Origin of the sequence: Micromonospora sp. NPDC005194 (assembly GCF_040608335.1) — a bacterium.
Taxonomy (GTDB): domain Bacteria; phylum Actinomycetota; class Actinomycetes; order Mycobacteriales; family Micromonosporaceae; genus Micromonospora.
The window spans coordinates 70002-95056 of sequence record NZ_JBEXIA010000026.1; the positions used below are offsets into that span (position 1 = coordinate 70002).

The 25055-nt window shown below is 71.8% G+C and carries 19 protein-coding genes; 5 read left to right on the plus strand and 14 right to left on the minus strand.

Going from position 1 to position 25055, the window contains the following annotated elements:
• Nucleotide 1 precedes the first annotated feature (1 nt).
• Genes ngcE through ABZU53_RS21700 form a run of 3 tightly spaced genes read left to right on the plus strand, consistent with a single transcriptional unit; the run spans nt 2 to nt 3294 of the window.
• Nucleotides 2-1441, plus strand: a complete 1440-nt coding sequence (gene ngcE, locus ABZU53_RS21690; RefSeq protein ID WP_354858384.1) for an N-acetylglucosamine/diacetylchitobiose ABC transporter substrate-binding protein — start codon at nt 2-4, stop codon at nt 1439-1441.
• Nucleotides 1442-1459: 18 nt separating this feature from the next.
• Nucleotides 1460-2368: a sugar ABC transporter permease gene (locus ABZU53_RS21695; RefSeq protein WP_355067162.1), complete on the plus strand. Its 909-nt coding sequence runs from the start codon at nt 1460-1462 to the stop codon at nt 2366-2368.
• Nucleotides 2368-3294 (plus strand): carbohydrate ABC transporter permease, encoded by a 927-nt coding sequence (locus ABZU53_RS21700; protein ID WP_354858380.1) that lies wholly within the window; start codon nt 2368-2370, stop codon nt 3292-3294. The genes ABZU53_RS21695 and ABZU53_RS21700 overlap by 1 nt, the downstream gene beginning before the upstream one ends.
• Before the next feature lie 4 nt (nt 3295-3298).
• Here ABZU53_RS21700 and ABZU53_RS21705 read toward each other — a convergent pair whose 3' ends face one another.
• Together ABZU53_RS21705 and ABZU53_RS21710 are read right to left on the minus strand one after the other, a co-directional pair.
• Nucleotides 3299-4996 (minus strand): ABC transporter ATP-binding protein, encoded by a 1698-nt coding sequence (locus ABZU53_RS21705; RefSeq protein WP_355067176.1) that lies wholly within the window; start codon nt 4994-4996, stop codon nt 3299-3301.
• Nucleotides 4997-5046: 50 nt separating this feature from the next.
• Nucleotides 5047-6780, minus strand: coding sequence for an ABC transporter ATP-binding protein (locus ABZU53_RS21710; protein WP_355067177.1), 1734 nt, complete (start codon nt 6778-6780; stop codon nt 5047-5049).
• 99 nt (nt 6781-6879) lie between these two features.
• On the opposite strand from ABZU53_RS21710, the gene ABZU53_RS21715 reads away from it, so the two are divergent.
• Nucleotides 6880-8589 carry a bifunctional 3'-5' exonuclease/DNA polymerase gene (locus ABZU53_RS21715; RefSeq protein WP_355067178.1) on the plus strand — a complete coding sequence of 570 codons (1710 nt, stop codon included), beginning with the start codon at nt 6880-6882 and terminating at the stop codon, nt 8587-8589.
• Between the two features lie 370 nt (nt 8590-8959).
• On the plus strand, nt 8960-9553 hold the full coding sequence (locus ABZU53_RS21720) for an NTP transferase domain-containing protein (RefSeq protein WP_354858441.1): 594 nt from the start codon (nt 8960-8962) through the stop codon (nt 9551-9553).
• A 158-nt stretch (nt 9554-9711) separates the two neighbouring features.
• Here ABZU53_RS21720 and ABZU53_RS21725 read toward each other — a convergent pair whose 3' ends face one another.
• The 12 genes from ABZU53_RS21725 to ABZU53_RS21780 form a co-directional block, all read right to left on the minus strand.
• Nucleotides 9712-10089 carry a hypothetical protein gene (locus ABZU53_RS21725; protein ID WP_355067163.1) on the minus strand — a complete coding sequence of 126 codons (378 nt, stop codon included), beginning with the start codon at nt 10087-10089 and terminating at the stop codon, nt 9712-9714.
• A 111-nt stretch (nt 10090-10200) separates the two neighbouring features.
• Nucleotides 10201-11610, minus strand: coding sequence for a GH1 family beta-glucosidase (locus ABZU53_RS21730; protein ID WP_355067164.1), 1410 nt, complete (start codon nt 11608-11610; stop codon nt 10201-10203).
• Nucleotides 11607-13847, minus strand: a complete 2241-nt coding sequence (yicI, locus tag ABZU53_RS21735) for an alpha-xylosidase (protein ID WP_355067165.1) — start codon at nt 13845-13847, stop codon at nt 11607-11609. Before yicI ends, ABZU53_RS21730 begins: the two co-directional genes overlap by 4 nt.
• Nucleotides 13844-14725, minus strand: coding sequence for a carbohydrate ABC transporter permease (locus tag ABZU53_RS21740; protein WP_355067166.1), 882 nt, complete (start codon nt 14723-14725; stop codon nt 13844-13846). The genes yicI and ABZU53_RS21740 overlap by 4 nt, the downstream gene beginning before the upstream one ends.
• Nucleotide 14726: 1 nt before the next feature.
• Nucleotides 14727-15695, minus strand: coding sequence for a sugar ABC transporter permease (locus tag ABZU53_RS21745; protein ID WP_355067167.1), 969 nt, complete (start codon nt 15693-15695; stop codon nt 14727-14729).
• 67 nt (nt 15696-15762) lie between these two features.
• Nucleotides 15763-17067, minus strand: a complete 1305-nt coding sequence (locus tag ABZU53_RS21750; RefSeq protein WP_354858366.1) for an extracellular solute-binding protein — start codon at nt 17065-17067, stop codon at nt 15763-15765.
• An 86-nt stretch (nt 17068-17153) separates the two neighbouring features.
• A complete protein-coding gene (locus ABZU53_RS21755) occupies nt 17154-18203 on the minus strand; it encodes a LacI family DNA-binding transcriptional regulator (protein ID WP_355067179.1) in 1050 nt (349 codons plus the stop codon).
• Between the two features lie 177 nt (nt 18204-18380).
• Nucleotides 18381-19313 carry an amidohydrolase family protein gene (locus ABZU53_RS21760; RefSeq protein WP_355067168.1) on the minus strand — a complete coding sequence of 311 codons (933 nt, stop codon included), beginning with the start codon at nt 19311-19313 and terminating at the stop codon, nt 18381-18383.
• A complete protein-coding gene (locus tag ABZU53_RS21765; protein ID WP_355067169.1) occupies nt 19310-20119 on the minus strand; it encodes a metal-dependent hydrolase in 810 nt (269 codons plus the stop codon). Before ABZU53_RS21765 ends, ABZU53_RS21760 begins: the two co-directional genes overlap by 4 nt.
• Before the next feature lie 102 nt (nt 20120-20221).
• Nucleotides 20222-21856: a serine/threonine-protein kinase gene (locus ABZU53_RS21770; protein ID WP_355067170.1), complete on the minus strand. Its 1635-nt coding sequence runs from the start codon at nt 21854-21856 to the stop codon at nt 20222-20224.
• A gap of 118 nt (nt 21857-21974) precedes the next feature.
• Nucleotides 21975-23924, minus strand: coding sequence for a protein kinase (locus tag ABZU53_RS21775; RefSeq protein WP_355067171.1), 1950 nt, complete (start codon nt 23922-23924; stop codon nt 21975-21977).
• 83 nt (nt 23925-24007) lie between these two features.
• A partial coding sequence (locus tag ABZU53_RS21780; protein ID WP_355067172.1) for a glycosyltransferase family 4 protein occupies nt 24008-25055 on the minus strand: 1048 nt, incomplete at its 5' end.

The window sequence follows — 25055 nt, forward strand, 5'->3', positions numbered from 1 at the left end:
GATGTCGATTACCCCCGAGCACCCGGCCGCACTCGACCGTCGCACGGTGCTGCGTCGCGCCGCCGCCGTGGGCATGCTCGCCACTCCGGCCATCGGCCTGCTCAGCGCCTGCGCGACGAGCAGCGGCGGTGACAAGGACAACGAGAAGGCCGCCGAAGGCACCAAGAGCGCGACCAACCCGCTGGGCGTCAAGGAGGACGCCCCCATCGAGGTGATCATCTTCAACGGCGGCTACGGCGAGAAGTACGCCACCGACGTGCACGAGCCGCTCTACAAGAAGGCGTTCCCCAAGGCGGAGATCAAGCACCAGTCCACGCAGGCCATCTCCACCGTGCTCCAGCCGCGGTTCGCGTCCGGCAACCCGCCGGAGTTCGTGAACAACTCGGGCGAGAAGCTGATGGACTTCGGCGCGCTGGTCGCCGACGGTCAGCTCCAGGACCTCACCGAGCTGTGGGACGCCCCGTCGGTCGACGACCCGGCCAAGAAGGTCCGCGACACCGTGGTGCCGGGCACCGTCGAGGCGGGCTCGTTCAACGGCAAGCCGTACGTGCTGTACTACGTCTCCACCGTCTTCGGCATCTGGTACTCGGCCAAGCTGTTCAAGGACAACGGCTGGGCGCCGGCGAAGACCTGGGACGACTTCATCAAGCTGCTCACCGCCATCAAGGCCAAGGGCATCACGCCGTACGGCTACGCCGGGGCGAACGCGGCGTACTACCAGTGGAACGTGATCCTCACCCAGGCCGCCAAGATCGGTGGCGTGGAGGTGCTGAAGAACATCGACAACCTGGAGGACGGCGCCTGGAAGCAGGACGCGGTCAAGCAGGCGGCCACGGCGTGGGCCGAGGTCGGGGCGAAGTTCAGCGACAAGAGCTTCGAGGGGCTCAAGCACACCGACGTGCAGCTGCGGCAGAACCAGTACAAGGTGGCTCTGTACCCCAGCGGTGACTGGCTGGAGGGCGAGCAGAAGCAGGACACCCCGGCCGGCTTCGACTACCAGCTCATGCCGGTGCCGAGCCTCACCGCGTCGGACAAGCTGCCGGCCACCGCGCTGCGGGCCACCGCGGGCGAGGGCTACTTCGTCTCGGCGAAGAGCAAGAACCCCAAGGGCGGCCTGGAGTACATGCGCCAGATGCTGTCCACGGCGGGCGCGAAGGGCTTCACCGAGGTGGTCAAGGCCCCGACCGTGGTCACCGCCGGCTCGGAGGGCTTCGCCTTCCCGCCCGGTGTGGCCAGCTCGCAGGCCGCGCTCAAGGCGGCCGGGCAGGACGTGTTCAACCTGTACTTCGACGGCTGGTACAAGGAGCTCGACACCGAGGCGCGCAGCGCCACGAACGAGCTGATGTTCGGCCGGATCAACGCGGACGCCTTCGTGGAGCGGATCCAGAAGCGCGCCGACGCGATCAAGAAGGACAGCTCGGTCGCCAAGTTCAAGCGCTGATCGATCGGAGCTAGGGTCATGCGGCACGGCAAGTATCCATTCGTGATCGGGTTCCTGTTCGCCCCGGTCGCGCTGTACGTGACATTCGTGATCTGGCCGTACGCCCAGGCGTTCCAGATCTCGATGACCAACTGGCGAGGGCTCTCCGCCCCGCAGTGGGTGGGCTTCGACAACTACCGGAAGCTGCTCGACGACGGCGCCTTCTGGAAGGCGGTCCAGCACCACGGCGTACTGCTGCTTGCCCTGCCGCTGATCACCATCGCCATCGCATTGTTCTTCGCCTTCCTGCTCAACGTGGGTGGCAAGAGCAGTGGCGGGCAACGCCAGGGGGTCTGGGGGGCGAAGTTCTACCGGGTGGTGTTCTTCTTCCCCCAGGTCCTGGCGGTGGCGATCATCGCGGTGCTGTTCCAGATGGTCTACCGGCCGAACGAGTCGGGTCTGATCAACGGCGTGCTGATGAAGCTCGGCCTGGATCCGATCCTCTTCCTGGTCAAGCCGAACCTGGCCCTCTGGTCGATCCTCGCGGTGCTGGTCTGGCAGGCCGTCGGCTTCTACGTGGTGCTCTTCTCGGCCGGGATGGCCTCCATCCCGGGCGAGATCTACGAGGCCGCGGAGATGGACGGGGCGACCAGGGTGACGCTGTTCTTCCGGGTCACCCTGCCCCTGCTCTGGGACACCCTCCAGGTCGCGTGGGTCTATCTGGGCATCGCGGCGTTCGACGCGTTCGCCATCGTGGCCGTGCTCTCGGTCGACGGTGGTGGCCCGGACGGCGCCACCACCGTGCTGGCCATGGAGATCTACCGCAACGCGTTCGTCTACTCGAAGTACGGTTACGCCTCCGCAATGGGCGTGGCGCTGTTCTTCCTCACCCTCACGTTCGCGGCGCTGACGCTGCGGCTCACCAAGCGGGAAAGCGTGGAGTACTGATGAACCCGCAGTCGACGCTGCCGCCGACGCCGGCGGCCCTACCGCCGAAGACCGGCGACCCGTCGCCCTCCGGCCGACGCGGCAAGGGCCCCCGCTCGGAGGTGCGGCTCTTCGCCGGCCTGGGACACATCGCGCTCGCCGTGTGGGCGGTGATCGTGATCGTGCCGATCCTCTGGACCTTCCTCGCCGCATTCAAGAACACCAGCGAGATCTTCAGCAGCCCGTGGACGCTCCCGGCAGAGCTGCGGTGGGAGAACTTCGGCCGGGCGTGGACCAAGGCGCACGTCGGCCGGTACTTCCTCAACAGCGTCCTCGTGGTCTCGTGCAGCACCTTCGGCACCATGCTGCTCGGCTCGATGGCGGCGTACGTGCTGGCGCGGTACCGGTTCTGGGGCAACCGGGCGATCTACTACCTGTTCGTCTCGGGGCTGGCGTTCCCGGTCTTCCTGGCCCTGGTGCCGCTCTTCTTCGTGGTGAAGCAGTTGGGCATGCTGGACACCTACCAGGGCGTGGTGCTGGTCTACATCGCGTACTCGCTGCCGTTCACGATCTTCTTCCTGGCCGCGTTCTTCAAGACGCTGCCGAGTTCGGTGGCCGAGGCGGGGATGATCGACGGCTGCGGGCACACCCGGCTGTTCTTCAAGGTCATGATGCCGATGGCGAAGCCGGGTCTGATCAGCGTGGCGATCTTCAACATCATCGGGCAGTGGGCGCAGTACCAGCTCCCGTTGGTGCTGCTCTCCAACGCCAAGGACAAGTGGGTGCTCACCCAGGGCATCGCCGACATCTCGGTCAACGCCGGCTACGAGGCGGACTGGTCCGGGTTGTTCGCCGCGCTGACCATCGCCATCCTCCCGATGATCATCGTGTACGCGGTCTTCCAGCGTCAGATCCAGGCCGGCCTCACCTCCGGCGCGGTCAAGTAGGCCGTCACCTCTGGCGCTCGTCGGCGTGGGCGTGCCACGAGCGCCAGAGGGCGGCGTACGCCCCGCCGGCCGCGACGAGGTCGTCGTGACTGCCGATCTCGGTGATCCGGCCGTCCGCCAGGACGGCCACCCGGTCGGCGTCGTGGGCGGTGTTGAGCCGGTGCGCGATGGCGATGACGGTCCGCCCGACGAGCACGGCGGCCAGGGCCCGCTCGGTCCGCCGAGCGGTGCTCGGGTCGAGCGCCGCGGTCGCCTCGTCCAGGATCAGCGTGTGCGGGTCGGCGAGCAGCAGGCGGGCCAGCGCCAGTTGCTGGGCCTCGGCCGCGCCGAGCTGCCGGGCGCCGTCGCCGAGCGCGGTGTCCAGACCCTCGGGTAGCTCGTCGTACCAGTCGGCGCCCACCGTGGCCAGCGCGGCGCGCATCTGCTCGTCCGAGGCGTCCGGCGCGGCGAACGCGAGGTTGTCGCGTACCGAGCCGATGAAGACGTGGTGCTCCTGGGTGACCAGGGCGATCCGCCGCCGGCGTTCGGCCGGGTCCAGGTCGGTGACCGGGCAGCCGCCGATGCTGACGACGCCCCGTCGTGGCGCGTCGATGCCGGCCAGCAGCCGGGCCAGGGTCGACTTGCCGGCGCCCGACGGGCCGACGACCGCCAGCCGTTCGCCGGGCCGCACCTCCAGGTCGATGCCGTGCAGCACGTCGTGCCCGTCGGCGTACGAGAACCGCGCCTCGCGCACGACGAGCCGCTCACCCCGCGAGGTGGCCGTGGTCCCCGGCGGCTCCGGTGGGACCAGCCCGACGCCGAGCACCCGGGCGTACGACGCGAAGCCGCGCTGTGCCTGCTCCGTCCACTGCAACAGCTGGTCCAGCGGGTCGATGGCCTGCTGGAGGTAGAGCGCGGCGGCGACCACCGCGCCGAGCGAGACCCGGTCGGCGGCGAACAGGTAGCCGCCGACGAGCAGGACCATGGCGACGGGCAGCGGATAGCTGGCCTCCACGACCGAGAAGAACACGGTCCTCAGCGCGAGGGTCGCCCGGCGGGCCTGCCACACCCGGGTGACGCGGGTGGTGCCGTGCCGGATCCGGTCGTCGGCCAGCCGCAGCGCCTCGACCGTGCGGGCCCCCTCGGCGGTGGTGGTCAACGCCTCGGTCAACTCGGCCGCCTGGGCGCCCTCGGTGAGGTACGCGGAGCTGGCCCGACGCAGGTACCACCGGGTCACCGCCACGATCGACGGCAGCCCGGCCAGCGCCGCGACCCCGAGCAGTGGATGCAGCAGGAAGACCGCTCCGAACAGCAACGTCAACTGCACCGAGGCGATGACGATGGTGGGCACCACGTCCCGGACGGTGGTCCCGACCGTCGCCACGTCGACCGAGCTGCGAGTGGCCAGGTCCCCGGAGCCGGCGCGCTCGACGACCGACACCGGCAGCCCGAGGGTCCGGGAGACGAACTCCTCGCGCAGCTCGGCGACGGCCCGTTCACCGAAGCGGTGGCCGGCGTACTGGGCGTAGCGGGAGAGCAGGGCGCTGACCAGGACACAGCCGGCGATCGCCAGTGCCAGCCGGTCCACTGTGGCCACGCCGGCGCCGGCGGTGACCCGGTCGACGATGGCGCCCAGCAGCCAGGGCGGGGCGAGGCCGGCGACCGCGGCGGCGCTGTGCAGCGCCAGCACGACGCCGACGGCCCGGCGATGCCGGCTGATCATGTCCCGGAGGGCACGGCGTACGGTGCCGCGGTCCGCGATCGGCAGCCGGGTCACCGGTACGCCTCCTCGGCGTCGGCGGGCCGCTCGGCCACCGGATCGTCGCTGCCCCGGGCCACCAGGTGCCGGTAGCCCGGGTCGTGGTCGAGCAGGTTCTCGTGGCTGCCGGTGGCGGTGATCCGGCCTCCGCTCAGGTGCGCGACCACATCGGCGCGGCCGAGCAGCAGCGGCGACGTGGCGAGCACCACGGTGGTCAGCCCCGCCCGAGCGGTCCGCAGCCGCTCGGCGATGCGCGCCTCGGTGTGCGCGTCCACGGCCGAGGTCGGGTCCACGAGGATCAGCACCTCCGGCTCGGCGAGCAGCGCCCGGGCCAGGCGTACCCGTTGGCGTTGCCCGCCGGAGAGCGTCCGGGCCCGGGCGTCCAGCGGGGTGTCCAGCCCGGCCGGGAGGGCGTCGACGATGTCGTCGGCCGACGCGGTCCGCAGGGCGGCGCCGAGCCGTTCGTCGTCGGTCCCGGGGCGCAGGACGTCGCGCAGCGTCCCGGCGAAGAGGTACGAGTCGTGGTCGGCGACCAGGATCCGGGCACGGACCTCGTCCAGGGCGACCCGGGTCAGCGGTAGGCCACCCCAGGTGGTGTCGCTGACGACGTACCGGCCCAGCCGGTCGGCCAGCGCCACGGCCGCCGCCGGGTCGTCCGCGGCCACCGCGGTCAGCCGGCCGGCGCGTACGGTCAGCCCGGTCACCGGGTCGTGCAGGTCGGCGGGGCCGTTCGGCGCGGCCACCGCGTGCGGGTGGCGCGCGTCGGGGACGGCGGACGGCCACCGGCGACCCGGCCCGCCGACGTCGTCCGGGGTGAGCCGGAGCAGGTCGGTGATCCGCCGGGCGGCGACCCGACCCCGGATCAGCTGGTGGCTGCCCTCCAGGAGAAACCAGACCGGCACGATCAGGCTCGCGACGATGCCGTAGACGGCGACGAGTTCACCGACGCTGACGGTGCCGCTGACCACCATCCGGGCCGTCAGCCACACCACCGCCGCCAGGAACAGGCCGGGGATGGCGACGGTCGCCGCGTCGATCCAGCTGACGACCGCGCCGACGCGGTAGCCCTCGGCGCGCAGGTCCGCAGAGCGGGCCGCGTACCGTCGGGCGAAGAGATCCCGGCCGCCCACCCCGGCCAGCACGCGCAGTCCGGCCACGATGTCGCCGGACCGGGCGGTGAGCGCGCCCTGCTGCCTCCGGTAGATCGACTCCGCCCGTTCCAGTCGGCGCAGCAGCGGCCCGACGACCAGCGCGACCGCCGGCATACCCACCAGCACGCAGAGCGTGAGCAGCGGGGAGATCGACCAGAGCACCACGGCGATGACCCCGTACGCGACGATCGCGCCGACCCCCGGCCCGGTCAGTGTCAGCACCTGCGCCGACCAGTCGATGTCGGAACCGCCCACGGTGGCGACCTCACCGGCGGCGGAACGGCGGGGCAGCGCAGCGCCGACCCGGGACAGCTGACGCAGCAGCACCTCCGCCGAGCGGGCCTTGGCGTCCTCCCGGATGAAGGTCATCGTGCGGTGTCGCATGATGCCCAGGTACGACAACGCCACCCCCGCCACGACGATCGCCACGACCCACAGGGCCAGGGCGCGGCTGTCGCGGGCGCGCAGGCCGTCGTCGACGGCGCGGGCGATCAGGTAGGGCCGGGCCGAGAGCCCGACCATCCAGGCCGTGCCGAGCAGGCTGCCGCGCAGCACCCGCCAGGGCTGGCACCGGACCAGCCACCACAGGTACCGCATCGGACCGCGGGTGTCGGGGGTGCCGGGGTCGGAGTGTGGGATCTGGGGAGGCACCTGGCCACGCTATCGAGCACCGGGCCGACGCACCGACCTGTTTTCCTGTCGGAGGGGGAAGGCAGAATCACATTCGTGCTGGTGGCGGTGGTGGCGGGCGAACGCGGTGGGGGAGAGCTGCGTCCGCTCGACGCCGCCGGCCGACCCGTCGGCCCGATCGAGACCGTCAGCGACCTCGCGGCCGCGATGGCCGAACGGGAGGCGGCCGAGCACCCACGGTGGGTCTGGGCCACCGCGGGCGCGATCTACCCGGCGCTGCTGCGGGCCGGGGTGCGCGTCGAGCGGTGCCACGACGTGGAGTTGACCGAGGCCCTGTTGCTCGGGCAGGCCGGCCGTTGGGGTGAGCCCCGCTCGCTGGCCGCCGCCTGGGCCCGCCTGACCGGTGCTCCGGTGCCGGCCGACCCGCCGCCGCGCGCCGCCGCGCCGCCCGGGCACGGCCAGGGTGCGCTCTTCGACACGCTGCCCGGTCCGCCGGGGCCGGGCATCGAGGCACTGACCCGGGTGTACGCCGACCAGCTCGCCCGGGTCGCCACCACCGAGCACCCGGGCCGGTTCCGGCTGCTGGTGGCCGCCGAGTCGGCCGGCGCGTTGATCGCGGTGGAGATGGGCGTCGCCGGGCTGCCCTGGCGGGCCGAGGTGCACGACGCGATCCTCGCCGAGCTGCTGGGGGAGCCGTCCCCGGTCGGCGGGCCGCCGCGCCGGTTGGCCGAGTTGGCGGCCCGGATCGCCGACGCGTTCGGCGTCCGCCAGCTGCACGCCGACTCCCCGGCCGAGCTGCTCAAGGCGTTCGCCCGGGCCGGGGTGGAGCTGCCCAACACCCGGGCCTGGGTGTTGCGCGGGGTGGACCATCCGGCGGTGCCCCTGGTGCTGGAATACAAGGAGCTGTACCGGATCTGGACGGCGCACGGCTGGTCCTGGCGTGAGCAGTGGGTGCGCGACGGGCGGTTCCAGCCGGAGTACGTGCCGGGCGGGGTGGTCTCCGGCCGCTGGGCGACCCGGGGCGGTGGCGCGTTGCAGATCCCCAAGGTGATCCGCCGGGCGGTGGTGGCCGACCCGGGCTGGCGGCTGGTGGTCGCCGACGCCGGCCAGTTGGAGCCCCGCGTCCTGGCGGCGGTCTCCGGCGACGCGCGGCTGGCGGCGGCGGGCGGCGCCGGTGACCTGTACGCCGCGCTCGCCCGGGATTCGTTCGGTGGCGACCGCCCCCGGGCCAAGGTGGCCCTGCTCGGGGCCATGTACGGGCAGACCGGCGGTGCGGCGGTGCCCGCGCTTGCGGTGCTCAAACGCAGCTACCCGACGGCGTTCGGCTACGTCGAGGCGGCGGCGCGCACCGGCGAGGCGGGCGGGTTGGTGCGCTCGTGGCTGGGGCGCACCTGCCCACCCGGCTCGGTCGGCCTCGGTGACCCCGACGAGGGGCCGACCGATCCGGACGCCGCGGCCGATCGGCAGAGCCCTCGGGCGCGAGCCGCCCGGTCCCGGGGGCGCTTCACCCGTAACTTCGTCATCCAGGCCACCGCCGCGGAGTGGGCCTCGACGCTGCTGGCCACACTGCGCACCGAGTTGTCCGGCACCGACGCCGAGCTGGTCTTCTTTCAGCACGACGAGGTGATGGCGCACTGTCCGGCCGAGCAGGCCGAGGCCGTGGCGGCGGCGGTGAGCCGGGCGGGTGAGCGGGCCACCGCGCTGCTGTTCGGTGACACCCCGGTGCGCTTTCCCCTGGATCTGTCCATCGTCGACTGCTACGCCGACGCGGCCTGACCGGCTCGCACTGCGTGGCCGGTTCGGCGAGCGTGGCCGGTTCGGCGGAGGTCATCGCGCGCGATGATCGACTCCACATCGCCGATGTGGCGGCATCCAAGTACCTGAATACCCCCAGGTGGGCGACCTGGAGTCGATCGTCCACCCGGGGTGCGCCCGTCGGTCGCCGGGCTGTCCGGTGCTGCGGCGGTCGCGGAGTACGCCATCGCAGGCCTCGCCGTCGGTGGTCCGGTGCGTAACGGTTGCACTATTTTCCCTTTTCGCCCCGCCACTCATGCGCGGCCCTCCTCGTTGCAGTGTCCGTAGGAGGGGGCCGGCCGTCACGGTCGATCCCGTGCTTGAGGGGGCGCAGCTGAACCGGATCGCAGGAATGATCATCGCCGCAGGTGGGGGACGCCGCATCGGCGGTCCCGAGGCGCTGCTGCACCAGGGAGAAAAGCCCCTGGTCAACCAGATGATCGACACGATGACCGAGGCGGGCTGCGAGCAGATCGTGGTCGTGCTGGGGGCCGCCGCGGACCAGGTCCGGGAGACCACCGACCTGGGCAAGGCGACCGTTGTGATCAACAAGGCGTGGGGCACCGGGGTCGGCTCGTCCATCCGCGCCGGTCTGGCCGCCATGGACGACGCGGGGATCGAGGCGGTGGTGGTGGTGCCCGTCGACATGCCGGGCCTGACCGCCGCGGCGGTCCGCCGGGTGGCCGCGCTGCCGTACCCGGATGTGCTGGTCTGCGCCACCTACGACGGGCTGCGCGGGTACCCGATGCTGTTCGGCCGCCGGCACTGGCCCGGCATCGCGACCCTGGCCAGCGCCGACGTGGGGGCCCGGCCGTACCTGTTGGCGCACAAGGACCAGATCGTCGACATCGCCTGCGACTCGGTGGCCGACGGCAGCCGGGTCGACAGCCCGGAGCTGATGGCGCTCTACGGGCTCACCGTCCCGCCGCAGCGCGTCGGCGTCTAACAGATCACCACCCCGCCCCGCGCCGATCTTGTAGTTTCGGTTGTGGGAATGCGTTGAATGGGCAGAGTCGGCGCTGCCAGCGACAACGCCGCCATGGAATCCTTCTTCGGACTTCTGCCGAACAACGGAGCAATTGTCAAGACCTGTGGATGGATTGCTCAGGGGACGTAGACGAGGTGCACGCGGTAGCGGTATCCGGGCCCGTGCTCGAAGACGTGGACATCGAGGACCAGGTCGCTCCTGCCTTCTTCTTCGGTCCAGAGGTCGACCAAGCAGCGCCAGTGATCGCCGTACCACAGTGCAACGGACGTGTTCCAGGATTCGTCTGGTGGGGTGATCAGCGTGACCGCGCCGTAGTCGTCGACCGCCTGGAGGCATTGTTGCGAGATTTCGGGCGGAACTGGCTCTACTGACGGCAGAGCTGCGCCGATAACGGCGTCTCGTCGCACCAGCGAGTCCACGACCGCCTTGAGCGCCTGCCGCCAGACCTCTGGAATGGGAACCTCGAGCGAGGCGTCCTTCACCGGATCGCCCACCTGTGCCTCCTCTGCGATGCCCACGGATGATTGAGTGATCTTGGTTAGGCTGCGGTACGGATCTTGGCTGGGGGCGTGCGGAGCCGGGGCGCGGCGTGGGGAGGCAAGCCGTTACTCCGCGGGCTGGTCCAGCTCGCCGGTCGCGGCCAGTCGCCGGTACCAGTGCGCGCTGTCCTTCCAGATGCGCTCCTGCGTGTCGTAGTCGACGCGGATGACCCCGAACCGGCGGTCGTAGCCGTAACCCCACTCGAAGTTGTCCAACAGCGACCAGACGAAGTAGCCCCGCACGTCCACGCCCTGCTCGCGGGCGTCCGCCACGGCGGAGATGTGCCGGCGCAGATAGTCGATCCGCCGGTCGTCGTGGATCCGGCCGTGGGCCGACACGGCGTCGTCGAAGGCCGCGCCGTTCTCGGTGATCATCAGCGGCTGCCCCGGGTACTCCCGGCCCAGCCGCAGCAGCAGCTCGGTCAGGGCCGGCGGGTCGATGTTCCAACCCATCGCCGTGTACGGGCCGGGCTGCGGCAGGAAGTCGACGTCGTCGGCGCCGACCCACGGCGAGTGTGCCGACGCGCCGTGACCGTCAGCGTCCGAGCGGGCCGAGTGCCCGTCCCAGGCGCGAACCAGGGTGCTGGAGTAGTAGTTGACGCCCAGCACGTCCAGGGGAACGGCGGCCACCTTCTCGTCGCCCTGGTGCACGAACGACCAGTCGGTGACGCCCGCCGTGTCGGCCAGCAGGTCGGCCGGGTACGCCCCGTTCAGCATCGGGCCGAGGAACGCCCGGTTGGCCAGCGCGTCGATGCGGCGGGCCGCGTCGACGTCCGCCGCCGAGTCCGACGCCGGGCGGATCACGTGCAGGTTCAGCGTCACCGACAGCTCTGCGGTCGGGGCCAATTCCCGGACCACCCGGCCGGCCAGGCCGTGCGCGAGGTTCAGATGGTGCACCGCCGCCAGCGCGGCCGCCGGCTCGGTCCGTCCCGGCGCGTGCACGCCCGAGCCGTAGCCCAGGTACGCCGAGCACCACGGCTCGTTCAGCGTGGTCCAGGTGTGCACCCGGTCACCGAGCGCGGCGACGATCCCCGACGCGTACTCCTCGAAGCGCAGCGCCGTGTCCCGCACCGGCCACCCACCGGCGTCCTCCAGCTCCTGCGGCAGGTCCCAGTGGTACATGGTGGCGACCGGGCGGACGCCGCGCTCCAGCAGGCCGTCGACCAGCCGGGAGTAGAAGTCCAGGCCGGCCTGGTTGAACCGGCCGGATCCGCCCGGCTGCACCCGCGGCCAGGAGATCGAGAAGCGGTACGCGCCCAGGCCCAGCTCGGCGATGTGGTCGAGGTCCTGCGGCCAGCGGTGGTAGTGGTCGGCGGCCACGTCACCGGTGTCGCCGTTCAGCGTCCGCCCCGGGGTGTGGCTGTAGGTGTCCCAGATGGACGGCCCTCGGCCGTCCTCGGTGGCCGCGCCCTCGATCTGGTACGCCGCCGTGGCCGAACCCCAGAGGAAGCTCTCCGGAAAGGTGCGTGCCGTCATCGTCCTGCTACCTCCGTCCCGGCGACCACGCAGTGGTACGCCGACGAGTCACCCGCCACCAGTTCCGCGGTGGCCACGCCGTCGCGGAAGCTCACCTCGAACTCCGCGCCCGGCCCCTCGCCGGGCGACGGAATCCGTACCCGTTGCCGTTGTCCCTCCGCCGGAGCGTAGAGGCGCAGTTGCACACCGTCCGCCCAGTCGTAGTCGGGCCGATCGGAGCGCGATCCGAACGGGATCACCGCGCCCGGCCGGGCGAGCACCGGCAGGCTGTCGAACTCGTGCTTCTCGGTCACCCAGGCCGGGCCGGTGAGCTGCGTGCCGGTCACCAGGTGCGTCCACGTGCCGGCGGGCACGTAGAAGGTGACCTGGCCGTCGGCGCTGAGCACCGGCGCGACCAGCACGTCGGAGCCGAGCATGTACTGCCGGTCCAGGTGCGCCGCGGCCGGGTCGTCCGGGAACTCCACGATCATCGGACGCATCATCGGGATCCCGTCGCGGTGCGCCTCCTGCGCGGCGGCGGCCAGGTACGGCATCAGGCTCAGCTTGAGCCGGGTGAAATGCCGCAGCACGTCGACGGCCTCCTCGTCGTACGCCCACGGCACCCGGTACGAGCCGGAGCCGTGCAGCCGGGAGTGCGAGGAGAGCAGGCCGAAGGCGATCCACCGCTTGAAGACGGCCGGGTCGGGGGTGCCCTCGAAGCCGCCGATGTCGTGGCTCCAGTAGCCGAAACCGGACGACGCCAGGGACAGCCCGCCGCGCAGCGACTCGGCCATCGCGACGAACGTCGACTCGCAGTCGCCGCCCCAGTGCACCGGGAACTGCTGCCCGCCGGTGGTGGCCGAGCGGGCGAACACCACCGCCTCGCCCTCGCCCCGCTCGGTCTCCAGCAGCTCGAAGACGGCCTTGTTGTAGAGGTAGGAGTAGTAGTTGTGCATCCGCTGCGGATCCGAGCCGTCGTGCCACACCACGTCGGTCGGGATGCGCTCGCCGAAGTCGGTCTTGAAGCAGTCGACGCCCATGTCCAGCAGGACCTTGAGCTTGCCGGTGAACCAGCGGACCGCGTCCGGGTTGGTGAAGTCGACGAGCGCCATGCCGGCCTGCCACTTGTCCCACTGCCAGACCGACCCGTCCGGGTTGCGGACCAGGTAACCGGCCTGGCGGCCCTCCTCGAAAAGGTACGAGCGCTGCGCGATGTACGGGTTGATCCAGACGCACACCTTCAGGTCGCGCTCGTGCAGTCGGCGCAGCATCCCCTCGGGGTCGGGGAAGGTCGCCGGGTCCCAGACGAAGTCGACCCAGTGGAACTGGCGCATCCAGAAGCAGTCGAAGTGGAACACCGACAGCGGCAGGTCCCGCTCGGCCATTCCGTCGACGAACTCGGTCACCGTCTTCTCGTCGTACGAGGTGGTGAACGACGTGGACAGCCACAACCCGTACGACCAGGCGGGCACCCGGGCCGGCCGGCCGGTCAGCGCCGTGTACCGGCGCAGCACGTCCTTGGGGGTGGGCCCGTCGATGACGTAGTAGGTGAGGGACTGGCCCTCGACGCTGAACTGGTTCTGCGCCACGACCTCCGAGCCGACCTCGAACGACACGTGCTCGGGATGGTCCACGAAGACCCCGTAGCCGGCGCTGCTCAGATAGAACGGCACGTTCTTGTACGCCTGCTCGCTGGCGGTGCCGCCGTCGTCGTTCCAGATGTCGACGGTCTGGCCGTTCTTCACGAACGGGCCGAATCGCTCGCCCAGCCCGTACACCGTCTCGCCGACGCCGAGGGCGAGCCGCTCGTGCACGTGCCGGCGGCCCTCGCCGTCGGTGACGATGCCGACGCTGCGCGCGGTGGAGGCGGTGATCAACCGGTCGCCGTGCAGGAACTCGACCCGCCAGCCGTCGATGAGCGCCACCCGGGCGGTCAGTTCGCCGGTGGTCAGCGACGCGGTGATGCCGGTGATGTCGACGGTGACCGGGTGCGCGTCGTCGGTGGCCAACCCGAAGTGCGGCTCGCGGGGCAGCCCGCCGCTGTGGTGACCGATGGTCACCCCGACGACGCCGGGGGCGGGGGAGAAGAACCGGACGGTGACGACGGGCCGGTTGAGGGTGTCGCCCCGACCGGTGATCTGACCGGCCGGCGCGAAGACGGTGAAGCCGCGCTCGTCCGGCTCGACCGATTCCACTGTGCCGGGGCGCAGCACGCTGACCCCCGGGCGCAGTTGCCAGTACCCGTCGGTGAACTTCACTTCTCGGCTCCTGCCGTGATGCCGCGCGCCAGAGTGCGCTGGAAGATGAGGAAGAAGAGGATGGCCGGCACCAGGCTGATCAACGCGCCGGCGTTGGTCGTCGGGGCGTCCATCAACCGGTCGCCCTGCAACGACGCCAGCGCGACCGGGATGGTCTGCGTCTGGTTGTCGATGAGCATGACCAGCGGGATGAGGAACTCGTTCCAGGTCCAGATGAAGAAGAAGATGAGGAGTACGGCGAGCGTGGGCCGCAGGTTGGGGAAGACCACCCGCCACAGCACCGTCCACTTGCCGGCGCCGTCGAGCGCGGCGGCCTCCAGCAGCGAGCGCGGGAACGTGCCCAGGACCGAGGCCAGCAGGTACGTGCCGAACGCGCTCTGGATCACCGTGAAGATGATGATCACCGAGAGCCGGGTGTTGTAGAGGCCGATCTCCTTCGCCACGTAGTAGAGCGGGTAGATCAGCGCCTCCTGCGGCAGCATGTTGGCCAGCAGGAACAACCCGACGATCCACAGCCGGCCGCGGACCCGGCCGATGCCCAGGGCGTACGCGTTGAGCAGGGACACGACGACGCCGAGCACCGCCACGGATCCGGCGATGAGCGCGGAGTTCCACAGCTTGAGGGGGAAGTTCACCTCGGTCCAGTACGTCCGCAGACCCTTGGTGTAGAACTCGCCCGGCCAGCTCAGCGGCCCGCCCGACGAGTAGTCGCCGGGCGACTTGAACGCGTTGAGCAGCATGAACGCGAACGGCACCAGCATGACGAGCGCGCCGAGGGTGACTCCGACGAGCACGCCCCAGCGGCTGACGCCGCGGTGGTGCCGGTCGCGGACGGGCCGGTGCGCCGGCGTGGGCACCGGCGTGAGCGTCACGGCCATGTCAGAACCCCCGGTCCCGGCGCTCGCTGCGCGCCTGCATCCAGATGAAGACCACGGCCACCACGACGATGATCAGCGTGAGCACGGTGGAGATCGCGGAGCCGTAGCCGACCTGGAGTTTCTTGAAGAACGTGTAGTACGCGAAGTACGACGGCACGTTGGTGGCGTTCTCCGGGCCACCGCGGGTCAGCGCGAAGATCGGCCCGAACACCTTCAGCGCGGCGATGGTGCAGGTCAGGGCCACCACGAAGGTCTCCGGCCGGATCTGCGGGAGGGTGATCGCCCGGAACCGGTGCACCCAGTTCGCGCCGTCGACCTCGGCCGCCTCGTACAGCTCCGGGTCGACCCGCTGCAACGCCGCCATGAAGACGACCACCGGGTAGCCGATCTGCACCCAGATCATCACCGCCATGACGGCCGGCAGGGCCGTGCCCGGGTCGCCGAGCCAGTCGTGGCGCAGCGCGCCGAGGCCGACCGCGTCGAGCAGGCTGTTGAACGCGCCGTCGGGGCGCAGGATCCAACCCCAGACGATGCCGGCCACCACCACGGGCAGCACCTGCGGCAGGTAGAACGCGGCCCGCAGCGCGGCGGCGGTACGCGGCTTGAACCGGCGCCCGATGACGTCGAAGAGCACCGAGGCGAGCAGCAGCCCGAGCAGGGTGGGCACCACCACCATCGCGACGATCATCGCCATGGTGTTGCGGAACGATGCCCAGAACACCTCGTCGTGCAGCAGGCGCTGGTAGTTGTCGAACCCCACGAAGGTGGGGTCGCCGATGCCCGACCACTTGGTCAGCGACAGGTAACCGGTGCCGACCAGGGGCGCGCCGATGACCAGGACGAACAGCACCGCTCCGGGGAGCAGGTAGAGCCAGTACGCCGCGTTGCGGCCGCGCGGTCCGCGGCGGGGCTTGCGCGGGGAGGGGGTCGCCGTCGGGTGTGGGGCGGCGACGGTCTCGGAGACTGCCATGGAAGATCCTTCCCGGCGGGGCGGGCGGGCACGCCGGTCGTGCCGGTCGTGCCCGCCGCTCGCCGTGTCACTTGCCGGTGATCTCCTTGACGCCATCGGCGTACGGCTTGGCGATCGTGTCGAGCACCTGGTCGGGGGACTTCGACCCGTTGATCAGGCCCTGGAAGCCACCGACCAGCACGTCGTAGTAGCCGGGCACCGGCCAGTCCGGGTAGAAGGCCAGGCCGTCCTGCTTGCTGACCGTGTTGAAGTCCTCGATCAGCTTGCGGTCCTTCGGGTCGCTGATCTTCGACGCGTCAGCGGCGACCGGGACGCCACCGTTGTTGCCGATCAGGTCCTGGATCTCCGGACGCAGGGTGATGTCGATGAAGTCGTACGCCAGGCTCTTGGCCTTGCTGTTCGACGGGACCACCCAGATGTTGCCCGACGAGCCGGCGTTGAGGGTGTTGCCGGGGAAGAGGAACGTGTCCCAGTTGGCCTTCATCTCGGTCTTGAACCGGCCGTACCACCAGCTGCCCGAGACGATCATCGGGGTCTTGCCGGCGATGAACGCGGTGCCCATGTCCTCGGCCTTGAGGCTCGCCGAGTTCTTGGCCACGTAGCCCTTGCGCACCCACTCGGCGAAGGTGTCCGCGCCGTACTTCAGCGGGTCGGCCTTGAAGTCGACCGGGTTCTTGTAGAGCTGGTAGTTGTCGACGAACTGCCGGTCGGCCTTGGAGAGCGCCAACTGGTAGAAGAGCTGCCCGGCCGGGTACTCCGCGCCGGCCATGCCCAGCGGCGTGACGCCCTTGCCGACGAAGGTGTCCATCGCGGCGGTCATCTCGGCCATGCTGGTCGGCACCTTGACGCCGTTGCGGTCGAACAGGTCCTTGTTGTAGTAGACCGTGACGTATTCGCCGTAGTTCGGCACGCCGAACCAGTTGCCCGACCCCATCACGCCCTTGTCGCTGTACCGGGCGGTGGTCTGGAGGCTGGGGCTGAGCTTGCCGGCCCAGCCGCGCTTGTCGGCCTCGGCGCTCAGATCGGTGAGCAGACCCTGCGACGACAGCAGGCCGGCAGTCGCGTTGCCCTTGTTGTACTCCATGATGTCCGGGCCCTCGGACGAGTTGATGATCATGCCGGCGTTCTGCTGGATCTGCTCGAACGCCTTGCGCTCGAAGCGCACCTCGACGCCCGGGTGCTCGGCCTTGAAGATCTCGATCGCCCGGTTCCAGCCGACCCCCATCGCGCTGTTCTCGCTCTCGTAGTGCCAGAGCTTGAGGGTCTTGGCCCCGCTGTCGTCCTCGCTCTCGCCGCCGCCGCACGCGGCCACGGTGGTCGTCGCGGTCGCCGCCAGGGCGATCGCCGCGACGATCCGGCGGAATCGCTGCATTGCTATCCTCCTCGTTGAGTATCGAGCCCGGTACTTCACTGGGTCCGTCGTCGCGTTGCCGCGCGGCGGCGGGCCGTTTTCGCTGGTCAGCCCCCGCCCGTCGGGGACGGTTCGGTGGTGACTCGTGCCGGCCGACGTGGCCCGGCGGTCGATCCCCGGATCTCCAGCGCGCACGGCAGCAGTTGCTGGTGGCGCTCGTGGCCGGGCCCGTCCAGGTGGCGCACCAGCGCCTCGATCGCGATCCGGCCGAGGGTCGACCCGGGCGACGTCATCGCGGTCAGCGCCGGGGTGGCCAACTCGGCGACCTGTGGCGAGGTGACCATCGAGACGACCGAGACGTCGTCGGGAACCGACAGCCCCCGTCCGGTCAGCTCGCCGAGGATGCCGAAGATCGCGGTCTCGTTCATCGCCAGCACGGCGGTCAGCTCCGGCGTCCGCGCGAACGCGGCGGCCAGGGCGGCCCGCCCACCGGCCGCGCTGTCCTCGGCCGGAATCATGACCGGCTCCAGGCCGTGCCCGGTCATCGCCGTGACGAACGCGTCCCGGGTGCGCAACGCGGGACCGTAGCCGCTGGCGAGCGTGGCGGCCGAGTGGTTGACGTAGACGATGTGGCGGTGTCCCAGGCCGACCAGGTGCGCGACGGCCTCCCGCACGGTCTGCTCGAAGTCGATGTCGACGTAGGAGAGCCCGGTGGTGTCGCCGGTGCGCCCGATCAGCACCAACGGCACGCCCGCCTCCTGGAGCACGGTGACCCGCTCGTCGGCGAGCTGCACCTCCATCAGCACGACGCCGTCGAGCATCCGCTGGCTGGCCAGCCGCCGCAGGTCGTCGAGGTTGCCCCCGCCGACCGGTGAGAGCACCAGGTGATAGCCGACGGCGCTGGCCGCGGCGGCGGCGCCGGTGACGAACGCGGTCTCGGTCGCGCCCAGGCCGCGCTCGTCCATCGGCATCAGCAGGCCCAGGATGCGGCTGCGCCGGCTGGCCAGCCCGCGGGCCATGGCGTTGGGCTGGTAGTCGAGCTCGGCCATCGCGGCGAGCACCTTGTCCCGGGTGGCCTGGGAGATCGGCCGGGTGCCGGTGAGCACGTACGACACGGTGCTGACCGAGACCTGCGCAAGGCGGGCGACGTCGTGCATCGTGGCCACCGCGCACCTCCTCCGGCCCGGCGTGGGATCGCTCCCGAATGATCGTCGAAGCGTTTCGACGAAGCGTTTCGACAGACGCTAGGCCACCTGTTACGGCGACGTCAATAGCCGATGTCGAAAACAAGTCGGGCCCACTGGCCCGGCTGGGGCGGCCCCGGCTGGGGCGCTTTACGGCAGGTCGAACAGGGTGGCGGCGTTGTTCCAGCAGACCGCGCGTAGCCAGTCGTCACCGAGGTCCAGCCGGGCCAGCCCGGTCAGCTGGTCGGCGTACGGGTAGGGGATGTTGGGGAAGTCGCTGCCCAGCAGCACCTTGCCGGCGAGGCCCAGGTCGCGCAGTCGGGGCAACTCGTCGGCGGGAAAGGGCACGAACCGGTCGAAGAACGGCGTGAACGCCATGGTGGTGTCCAGCCGGACCCGCTCGTACGCCTCGGCGAGGTCGAGGAAGGCCCGGTAGTCCGGCGCGCCGAGGTGCGCCACCACGGCGGTCAGCCGGGGGTGCCGGGCGAGCAGGTCGGCGAACGGAGCGGGCCCGGTGTGTGTCGTCCCCACCGGGGCGTGCCCGGCGTGCACGACCACCGGCACCTCGGCGTCGGCCAGCGTCCCCCACACCTCGTCCAGTGCCGGGTCGGTGGGGGAGAAGCCGCCGACCTGCACGTGCACCTTGAACAGCCGGGCTCCGTCGGCCAGCGCGGCCTCGACGTACGCGGCGGCGCCGGGCTCGGGGAAGAAGGTCGCCGAGGGCAGGCAGCCCGGGGTGTCCCGAGCGAACTGCAGCGTCCAGCGGTTGAGGTCCGCCGCCATGCCCGGTCGATGGGGGTACGCCAGCGCGCTGAACGCCCGTACCCCGAGGTGGCGCAGGTGGGCGACGCGGTCCGCGTCGCTCCACCGGTAGCGGATCGGCCACTCGGTGCCGACCAGCGGCCCGGCGGCGTCGAAGTACTCCCACACGCGGCGCAGCAGCCTCGGCGGCAGGAAGTGCACGTGCACGTCCGCCAGTCCGGGAAGTCCCAGCGCGCGCCAGAACTCCGGCACCCGCGCGTCCTCGGCCGGCGGTGACGGCGGGCTCTCCGCCGGGGGTGACGCGGGGTCGGCGTGGGTCATACGTCGATGTTGAACCGTTGCAGCACCGATGGCGCGACCAGGCCGGCGGTGGCGAGCACCGAGACCACGGTCAGCACGGCGCGCAGCACGACCACCTCGGTCTTGCTGCCGGTCCGCAGCGCGATGCTGTTGGGCAGGCCGATCATCGTCCACATGCGTCGGCGGATCGGGATCGGCCAGAGGATCGGCACCCCAGCTCTGGTGATCATGTCGCCGAGGATGTGCACGAAGCAGCCCACCCCGACGGCCGTGCCGATCAGGGGGTAGCCCCGCCCACCCGGCAGGTTGGCGAAGGTGAACCAGGCCGCGCCGGCCGACGCGAGCGTCACGATCACCCAGCCGGCCCGTTCGGCCCACTCGTCGAAGAGCCCGCGCAGGGCGAGACCGAACATGAAGAACAGGATCGTGATCACCGCCCACTTGCCGTACGCGGCGCAGAGGGCGGTGGTGCCCCAGCCGACCAGCAGCGTGAACGGAAGCGTGTGGGTGAGCGTCCGGTGCCCGTTGTTGCGACGCGGATCCTTGCTGAGCTTCGTCGCGTAGTAGACACCGAGCGAGATCTTCTCCATCACCTCGGCGACGAAGAGCGAGAAGACCCCGAACGTACGGGCGACGGTGGCGCCACCCTGGTTGCGGGTCACCTTGCCGGACAGGTCGAGGTCGGGAAAGAGCGCTCCGCCCGCGCACACCGCCGTGCCCACCGCCAGCGCCAGCGGCGACTGGTGGTAGTCGGCGAACTGGTCCAGCGCCCAGGACCCGGCCAGCCATACCGCCGCGCCGGACAGCGCGTGCGACGGTCCCATCATCTCGGCTCACCCTCCCCAGGGATCTTGAGCGCCAAAACTACGCCACTGTAGCCAGCGCCGGTGTCGCAGGGGCGTCAGTCATGCGGTCCATATCGGACAGTGTCAGAGGGTGGGCGTGAAGCTCTGCCGGATCATCACGAAGTATGCCGCGTTGACCTGCCAGTCGAACTCTTTTGTCAACCACGAGACGGTGTAGGCGCGCCCGGCCGAGGTGTTGGCGAGCAGCCGGATGCTGTGCACCCGCTCACCGGCGGCGTTCTCCCAACTGCACTCCCAGAGGGCCCCGCCGTCGAAGACGTCGAGCGCCGAGATGTCCACCTTGCGGTAGCCCGGCAGCGCGCCACCGGCGACGAGCCGCTTCTCCTCGGCCTTCCAGTGCGCCACCGGATCGACCTGCGGCGGCCCCGCCTCGACGCTGAGCACCCGGGCCCCGCTGGGCTCCCGGAAGCAGGTCACCGCCCCTTCGGTCCAGCGTGCCCAGGCCACCGGCGCCGCGATGCGAAAGCCGGTCGGGTCGACGTGCCAGGTCCAACCGTCCCGCAGCCCGTACCGCGCGTCGCTGGGCGGCGACGCCGACGGCACCGGGGTGGCCGTCGGCGGCGGAGGTGCCGCGCAGGCGAACGCGGCCGGTCGGGTGGCGGTCGCGCCACCTCCGGCGCCGGACGGCGGCATCCGCTCGTCCTGGTGGTTGAGCAGCGTCGCCGTGACACCCCCGGCGACGAGCAGGACGGCGGCGGTCGCCGCGCCGCTGAGTGCGATCAGCCGTCGGCGTCGGCCGTTCGGGCGGGCCGTCGGCGGGCGGATCGGCGGCGCCGCGTCGTCCGGCGGACCCGCCGGGCCGACCGGGGTGGACGCTGCCGACCGGCCCGCGCTGCGGACCGCCGCCACCGCCGAGGTGGGAGCCGGCCCGGCTGGCCGGTCGCGGTCGGCGGCCGCGGCGCGCAGCAGCTGCTCGGCCTCGATGGCGGTCAACCGCCGCCAGGGGTCGCGCTGCAACAGGCCGGTGATCACCGGACGCAACGGGCCGGCCCGGCGCATCGGATCCGGCGGTTCGGTGGCCAGCGCGCTCAGCGTCGCCATCGCGCTGGACCGGGCGTACGGGGACTGCCCCTCGACCGTGGCGTAGAGCGTCGCGCCCAACGACCACAGGTCGGTACGCGGATCCGACACGCCCTCGCGGGCCCGCTCCGGCGCGACGAACTGCGGCGAGCCGAGCACCAGGCCCGGGCCGGTCATCGCCCCGTCCCCGCCGTCGAAGGTCGCCAGCCCGAAGTCGGTGAGCACCACCCGCCCGTCGTCGGCGACCAGCACATTGTGCGGCTTCACGTCGCGGTGCAACACGCCGGCGCTGTGCGCCGCCCGCAACGCCGCGAGCACGGCCAGCCCGATCCGGGCGGTACGTTGTGGACTCAGCGGGCCCTCGGTGTTGATGATCTGCTGCACCGACCGGGATGCCACGTACTCCATCACGATCCACGGATTTTCCCGGTCGTGCACCACGTCGTAGAGACGCACGACGTTGGGATGGTTGAGCCGGGCCGCCGTGCGGGCCTCGCGCATCGTCCGCAGTCGTAGTTCGGCGCGCTCGGCCTCGGCCAGCCAGGATGGCGGCACGACCTCCTTCACCGCCACGTCCCGGTGCAGCATCTCGTCGCGGGCCAGCCATACCCGGCCCATCCCGCCGGTGCCGACCAGGTCGAGCAGCCGGTACCGACCCGCGATCAGCAACTGCTGCACGGTCGCTCCCCCTCGGTCACCCCGAGTTACACGATAGCCACCAACGCGGCTTTTCTCATCCGCTGAGCGGCCTCGATCCACGCCGGACGGAGGGCCGAGCAGGGCCATACGGCGCAGGTCAGCGGGGTGGTCGGAAACTCTCTCGCACCGTCGTCCAGTCCGCGTCGGCGGCCGTCCAGTCCCGGTCGTCGGTGATCCAGCCCAGGGTCCAGCGCTCGTCCGGGAGGACCTCCTGCCGGGCGTGCAGCACCGGGCCGTACGGGGCCGTCCACCGGCACTCCCACTCCGCGCCGCCGCCGCCCGCGGCGAGCCGGATCTCGTCGTAGTTCGGCAGCGCCCCGACCCGGGCCGCGTCGTCGCGGGCCGACCGCAGTCGGGTCAGCGGGTCGGCCTCCGCACCCTGCGCGACGCTCAACGCCCGACCGGTGGCCGGGTCCTGGAAACAGACCACCGCGCCTTCGCGTGAGTAGTGCCAGGTCGCCGGCACGGAGACCCGGAAGCCGGTGCTGTCGGCGTGCCAGACCCAACCCGTGGGTGGCCGCAACCGCTCGCCCGGCAGGGGTGACCCGGCCGCGACCGGCGGCCCCGCGACGTCCGGATGGACGCAGGGGAACGGCGGCGGGGGCACGTCGCGGCCATTCGGCGGCGGGCCGGGCCGGCCGGGGCCACCACCGCCGTACGGCCCGCCGGGCCCGCCACCGCCGTACAGGCCGCCCCGGTCATCGCCGGAGCCCCCGTTCGTGCCGCTGGCGTCGTTCGGACGATCCGCAGGTGTCGCGGTGGACCGCCCGGCGGTGTCGGTCGGGGCGTCACCGGCGACGGCCAGCGCGGTGCCCACGCCAGCCGCGGCGGCCACGAGCAGCGCGGTGACGACCAGCGCGGCCCGCCGCGCCGTCGGCCGCTCGCCCAGTCGTCCGCCCAGTCGCTCGGACGTCGCAGGGGCGGGGGTTGTCGCATCCGCCGAGGCCCGGACGTCCGGTTCGCCGCTCGGGCGGGCGTCGGTCGCAGCGTTTCCCGGTGGAACGGCCTCGCTGCCGCTGGTGGTGGCGGTCGGGTCGGACTCGGGCAGCGCGATGGTGACGTCCTGGTCGGCCGGTTCCCCGGAGGCGGACGCCGCCGAGGCCGAGGAGCCGGTCGCAGCCGAGGAGCCGGTCGAGCCGGTCGAGGCCGAGGAGCCGGTTGGGGCCGGGGAGCCGGTCGCGGGCGAGGAGCGGGTCTGGGCGTCGGCTGCGGCTTCCCGCGAGTGCGTCGGCGGGCTGGGATGGCCGGTGGCGGCGGCGGTGAGCAGCCGGCGGGCCCCGTCGTGGTCGAGGCGGTCGCGCGGGTCGCGGCGCAGCAGCCCGGCGAGCACCGGGGCGAGCGGTCCAGCGTGCGGGGCCGGGTCGGGTGGGCCCGCGGCCAGGGCGCTGAGCGTGGCCATCGCGTTGCTGCGGGCGTACGGGGAGCGGCCCTCCACGGCGGCGTGCAGGGTGGCCCCGAGCGACCAGAGGTCGGCGGCCACCGTGGACACCCCCTCGGCGGCCCGCTCCGGGGAGACGTACTGCGGGGAGCCGAGCACCAACCCGGGGCGGGTCATCGCGCCGTCCCCGCCGTCGAAGGTGGCCAACCCGAAGTCGGCGAGCATCACCCGTCCGTCGTGGGCGACGAGCACGTTCTGCGGTTTGACGTCGCGGTGCAGCACTCCGGCCGTGTGCGCGGCCTCCAGCGCGCCGAGCAGGGCCAGGCCGATCCGGGCGGCGCGGGCCGGATCCAGCGGCCCCTCGGCGTCGATGACGTCCTGCAGGGTGCGCGACGGGACGTACTCCATCACGATCCACGGGCTGCCCTCGACCGGGACGACGTCGTAGAGCCGGACCACGGCGGGGTGGTTGAGCCGGGCCGCGGCGCGCGCCTCCCGCAGCGTGCGCGAGCGCAGCTCGGCCCGTTCGTGGTCGGCCAGCCAACTGGGCGGTACGACCTCCTTGACCGCGACCTCGCGGTGCAGCATCTCGTCGCGGGCTCGCCACACCCGACCCATGCCCCCGCGACCCACCAGGTCGAGCAGCCGGTACCGACCGGCGATCAGCACCTGCGCACGCTCCTCCTCAGCCGCTGTCCGAGGTACACCCTAACCAGCGGATCGGAAGTCACCTATCGGTCGTCCGACTTGGCTCAGCAGGCGGCGTGGTCGGCGGCGGCGAGCAGATTGCCCTCCGGGATGGCGATCCGGTCACGCCCGCCGGCCAGTCGGGCGGCGGCCCGCCGGGCCTGGAGCGGGCCGTGTTCGCGACGGGCGGTGGCATAGGTGGCGGCGGTGCGGGCCGCGATGCTGGCCCAGCCGTACCGCTCGCCGACCATGCTGCGGGCCCGTCGGGCCACCCGCCGGGCGAAGACCTCGTCATCGAGCAGTTGGTCGACCGCGCCCGCGAGGGCCGCCGGGTCGCTGTGCGGGAACGTCACACCGGTCACGCCGGACTCGACGATCTCGGCGAGGCCGCCGGTGCGGGCCACCGCCAGCGGCGCTCCGGCCGCGGCCGCTTCCAGGGCCACCATGCCGAACGGCTCGTAGAGGCTGGGGACCACCGTCGCGTCGGTCGCGCCGAGCACCGCCGGTAGTTGGGTGGCGTCGAGGAAGCCTGTGAAGCGGACGGTCGAGCCGAGCGCCAGGCGGCGGGCCTCGGCCTCCAACTCGGGGCGGTACGGGCCGTCGCCGGCGATCACCACGCGCAGGCCGGGGTGCCGCTCGCGCAGCCGGGGCACCGCGTGCACGAGGTGCTGCACGCCCTTCTCGTACACCAGGCGTCCGGCGTACCCGACGAGGGGGCCGTCCGCGGCGAACCGTGCGCGGGCCGTGGCGACCGCGCGCGGGCGGGCCCGCCAGGCCCGGTCGTCGACCCCGTTGGGCACCACGTCGACCAGCCCGGTCGGCACGTCGAACAGCGCGCTGACCTGGTCGCGCATGTAACCCGAACAGGTGATCACCCGGGTGGAGGACCCGCTGAGCCAGTGCTCGACACCGTGGATGGTGCGGTTCATCTCCTCGGGCAGCCAGCCCTGGTGCCGGCCCGCCTCGGTGGCGTGGATGGTGGTGACCAGCGGCAGGTCGAGGTGTTCGGCGAGGGTGGTCGCGGTGTGGGCGACGAGCCAGTCGTGGGCGTGGATGACGTCGTAGCTGCCGGCCTGGGTGGCGCGTAGGGCGGTGCGGGTGAGGGTGTGGTTG

What these genes read in the sequence shown, in the direction of transcription:
- ngcE (WP_354858384.1), top strand. Translation starts at nt 2, where the DNA reads ATGTCGATTACCCCCGAGCACCCGGCCGCACTCGACCGTCGCACGGTG.
- ABZU53_RS21695 (WP_355067162.1), top strand. Translation starts at nt 1,460, where the DNA reads ATGCGGCACGGCAAGTATCCATTCGTGATCGGGTTCCTGTTCGCCCCG.
- ABZU53_RS21700 (WP_354858380.1), top strand. Translation starts at nt 2,368, where the DNA reads ATGAACCCGCAGTCGACGCTGCCGCCGACGCCGGCGGCCCTACCGCCG.
- ABZU53_RS21705 (WP_355067176.1), bottom strand. Translation starts at nt 4,996, where the DNA reads ATGATCAGCCGGCATCGCCGGGCCGTCGGCGTCGTGCTGGCGCTGCAC.
- ABZU53_RS21710 (WP_355067177.1), bottom strand. Translation starts at nt 6,780, where the DNA reads ATGCGGTACCTGTGGTGGCTGGTCCGGTGCCAGCCCTGGCGGGTGCTG.
- ABZU53_RS21720 (WP_354858441.1), top strand. Translation starts at nt 8,960, where the DNA reads ATGATCATCGCCGCAGGTGGGGGACGCCGCATCGGCGGTCCCGAGGCG.
- ABZU53_RS21730 (WP_355067164.1), bottom strand. Translation starts at nt 11,610, where the DNA reads ATGACGGCACGCACCTTTCCGGAGAGCTTCCTCTGGGGTTCGGCCACG.
- ABZU53_RS21740 (WP_355067166.1), bottom strand. Translation starts at nt 14,725, where the DNA reads ATGGCCGTGACGCTCACGCCGGTGCCCACGCCGGCGCACCGGCCCGTC.
- ABZU53_RS21745 (WP_355067167.1), bottom strand. Translation starts at nt 15,695, where the DNA reads ATGGCAGTCTCCGAGACCGTCGCCGCCCCACACCCGACGGCGACCCCC.
- ABZU53_RS21750 (WP_354858366.1), bottom strand. Translation starts at nt 17,067, where the DNA reads ATGCAGCGATTCCGCCGGATCGTCGCGGCGATCGCCCTGGCGGCGACC.
- ABZU53_RS21755 (WP_355067179.1), bottom strand. Translation starts at nt 18,203, where the DNA reads ATGCACGACGTCGCCCGCCTTGCGCAGGTCTCGGTCAGCACCGTGTCG.
- ABZU53_RS21760 (WP_355067168.1), bottom strand. Translation starts at nt 19,313, where the DNA reads ATGACCCACGCCGACCCCGCGTCACCCCCGGCGGAGAGCCCGCCGTCA.
- ABZU53_RS21765 (WP_355067169.1), bottom strand. Translation starts at nt 20,119, where the DNA reads ATGATGGGACCGTCGCACGCGCTGTCCGGCGCGGCGGTATGGCTGGCC.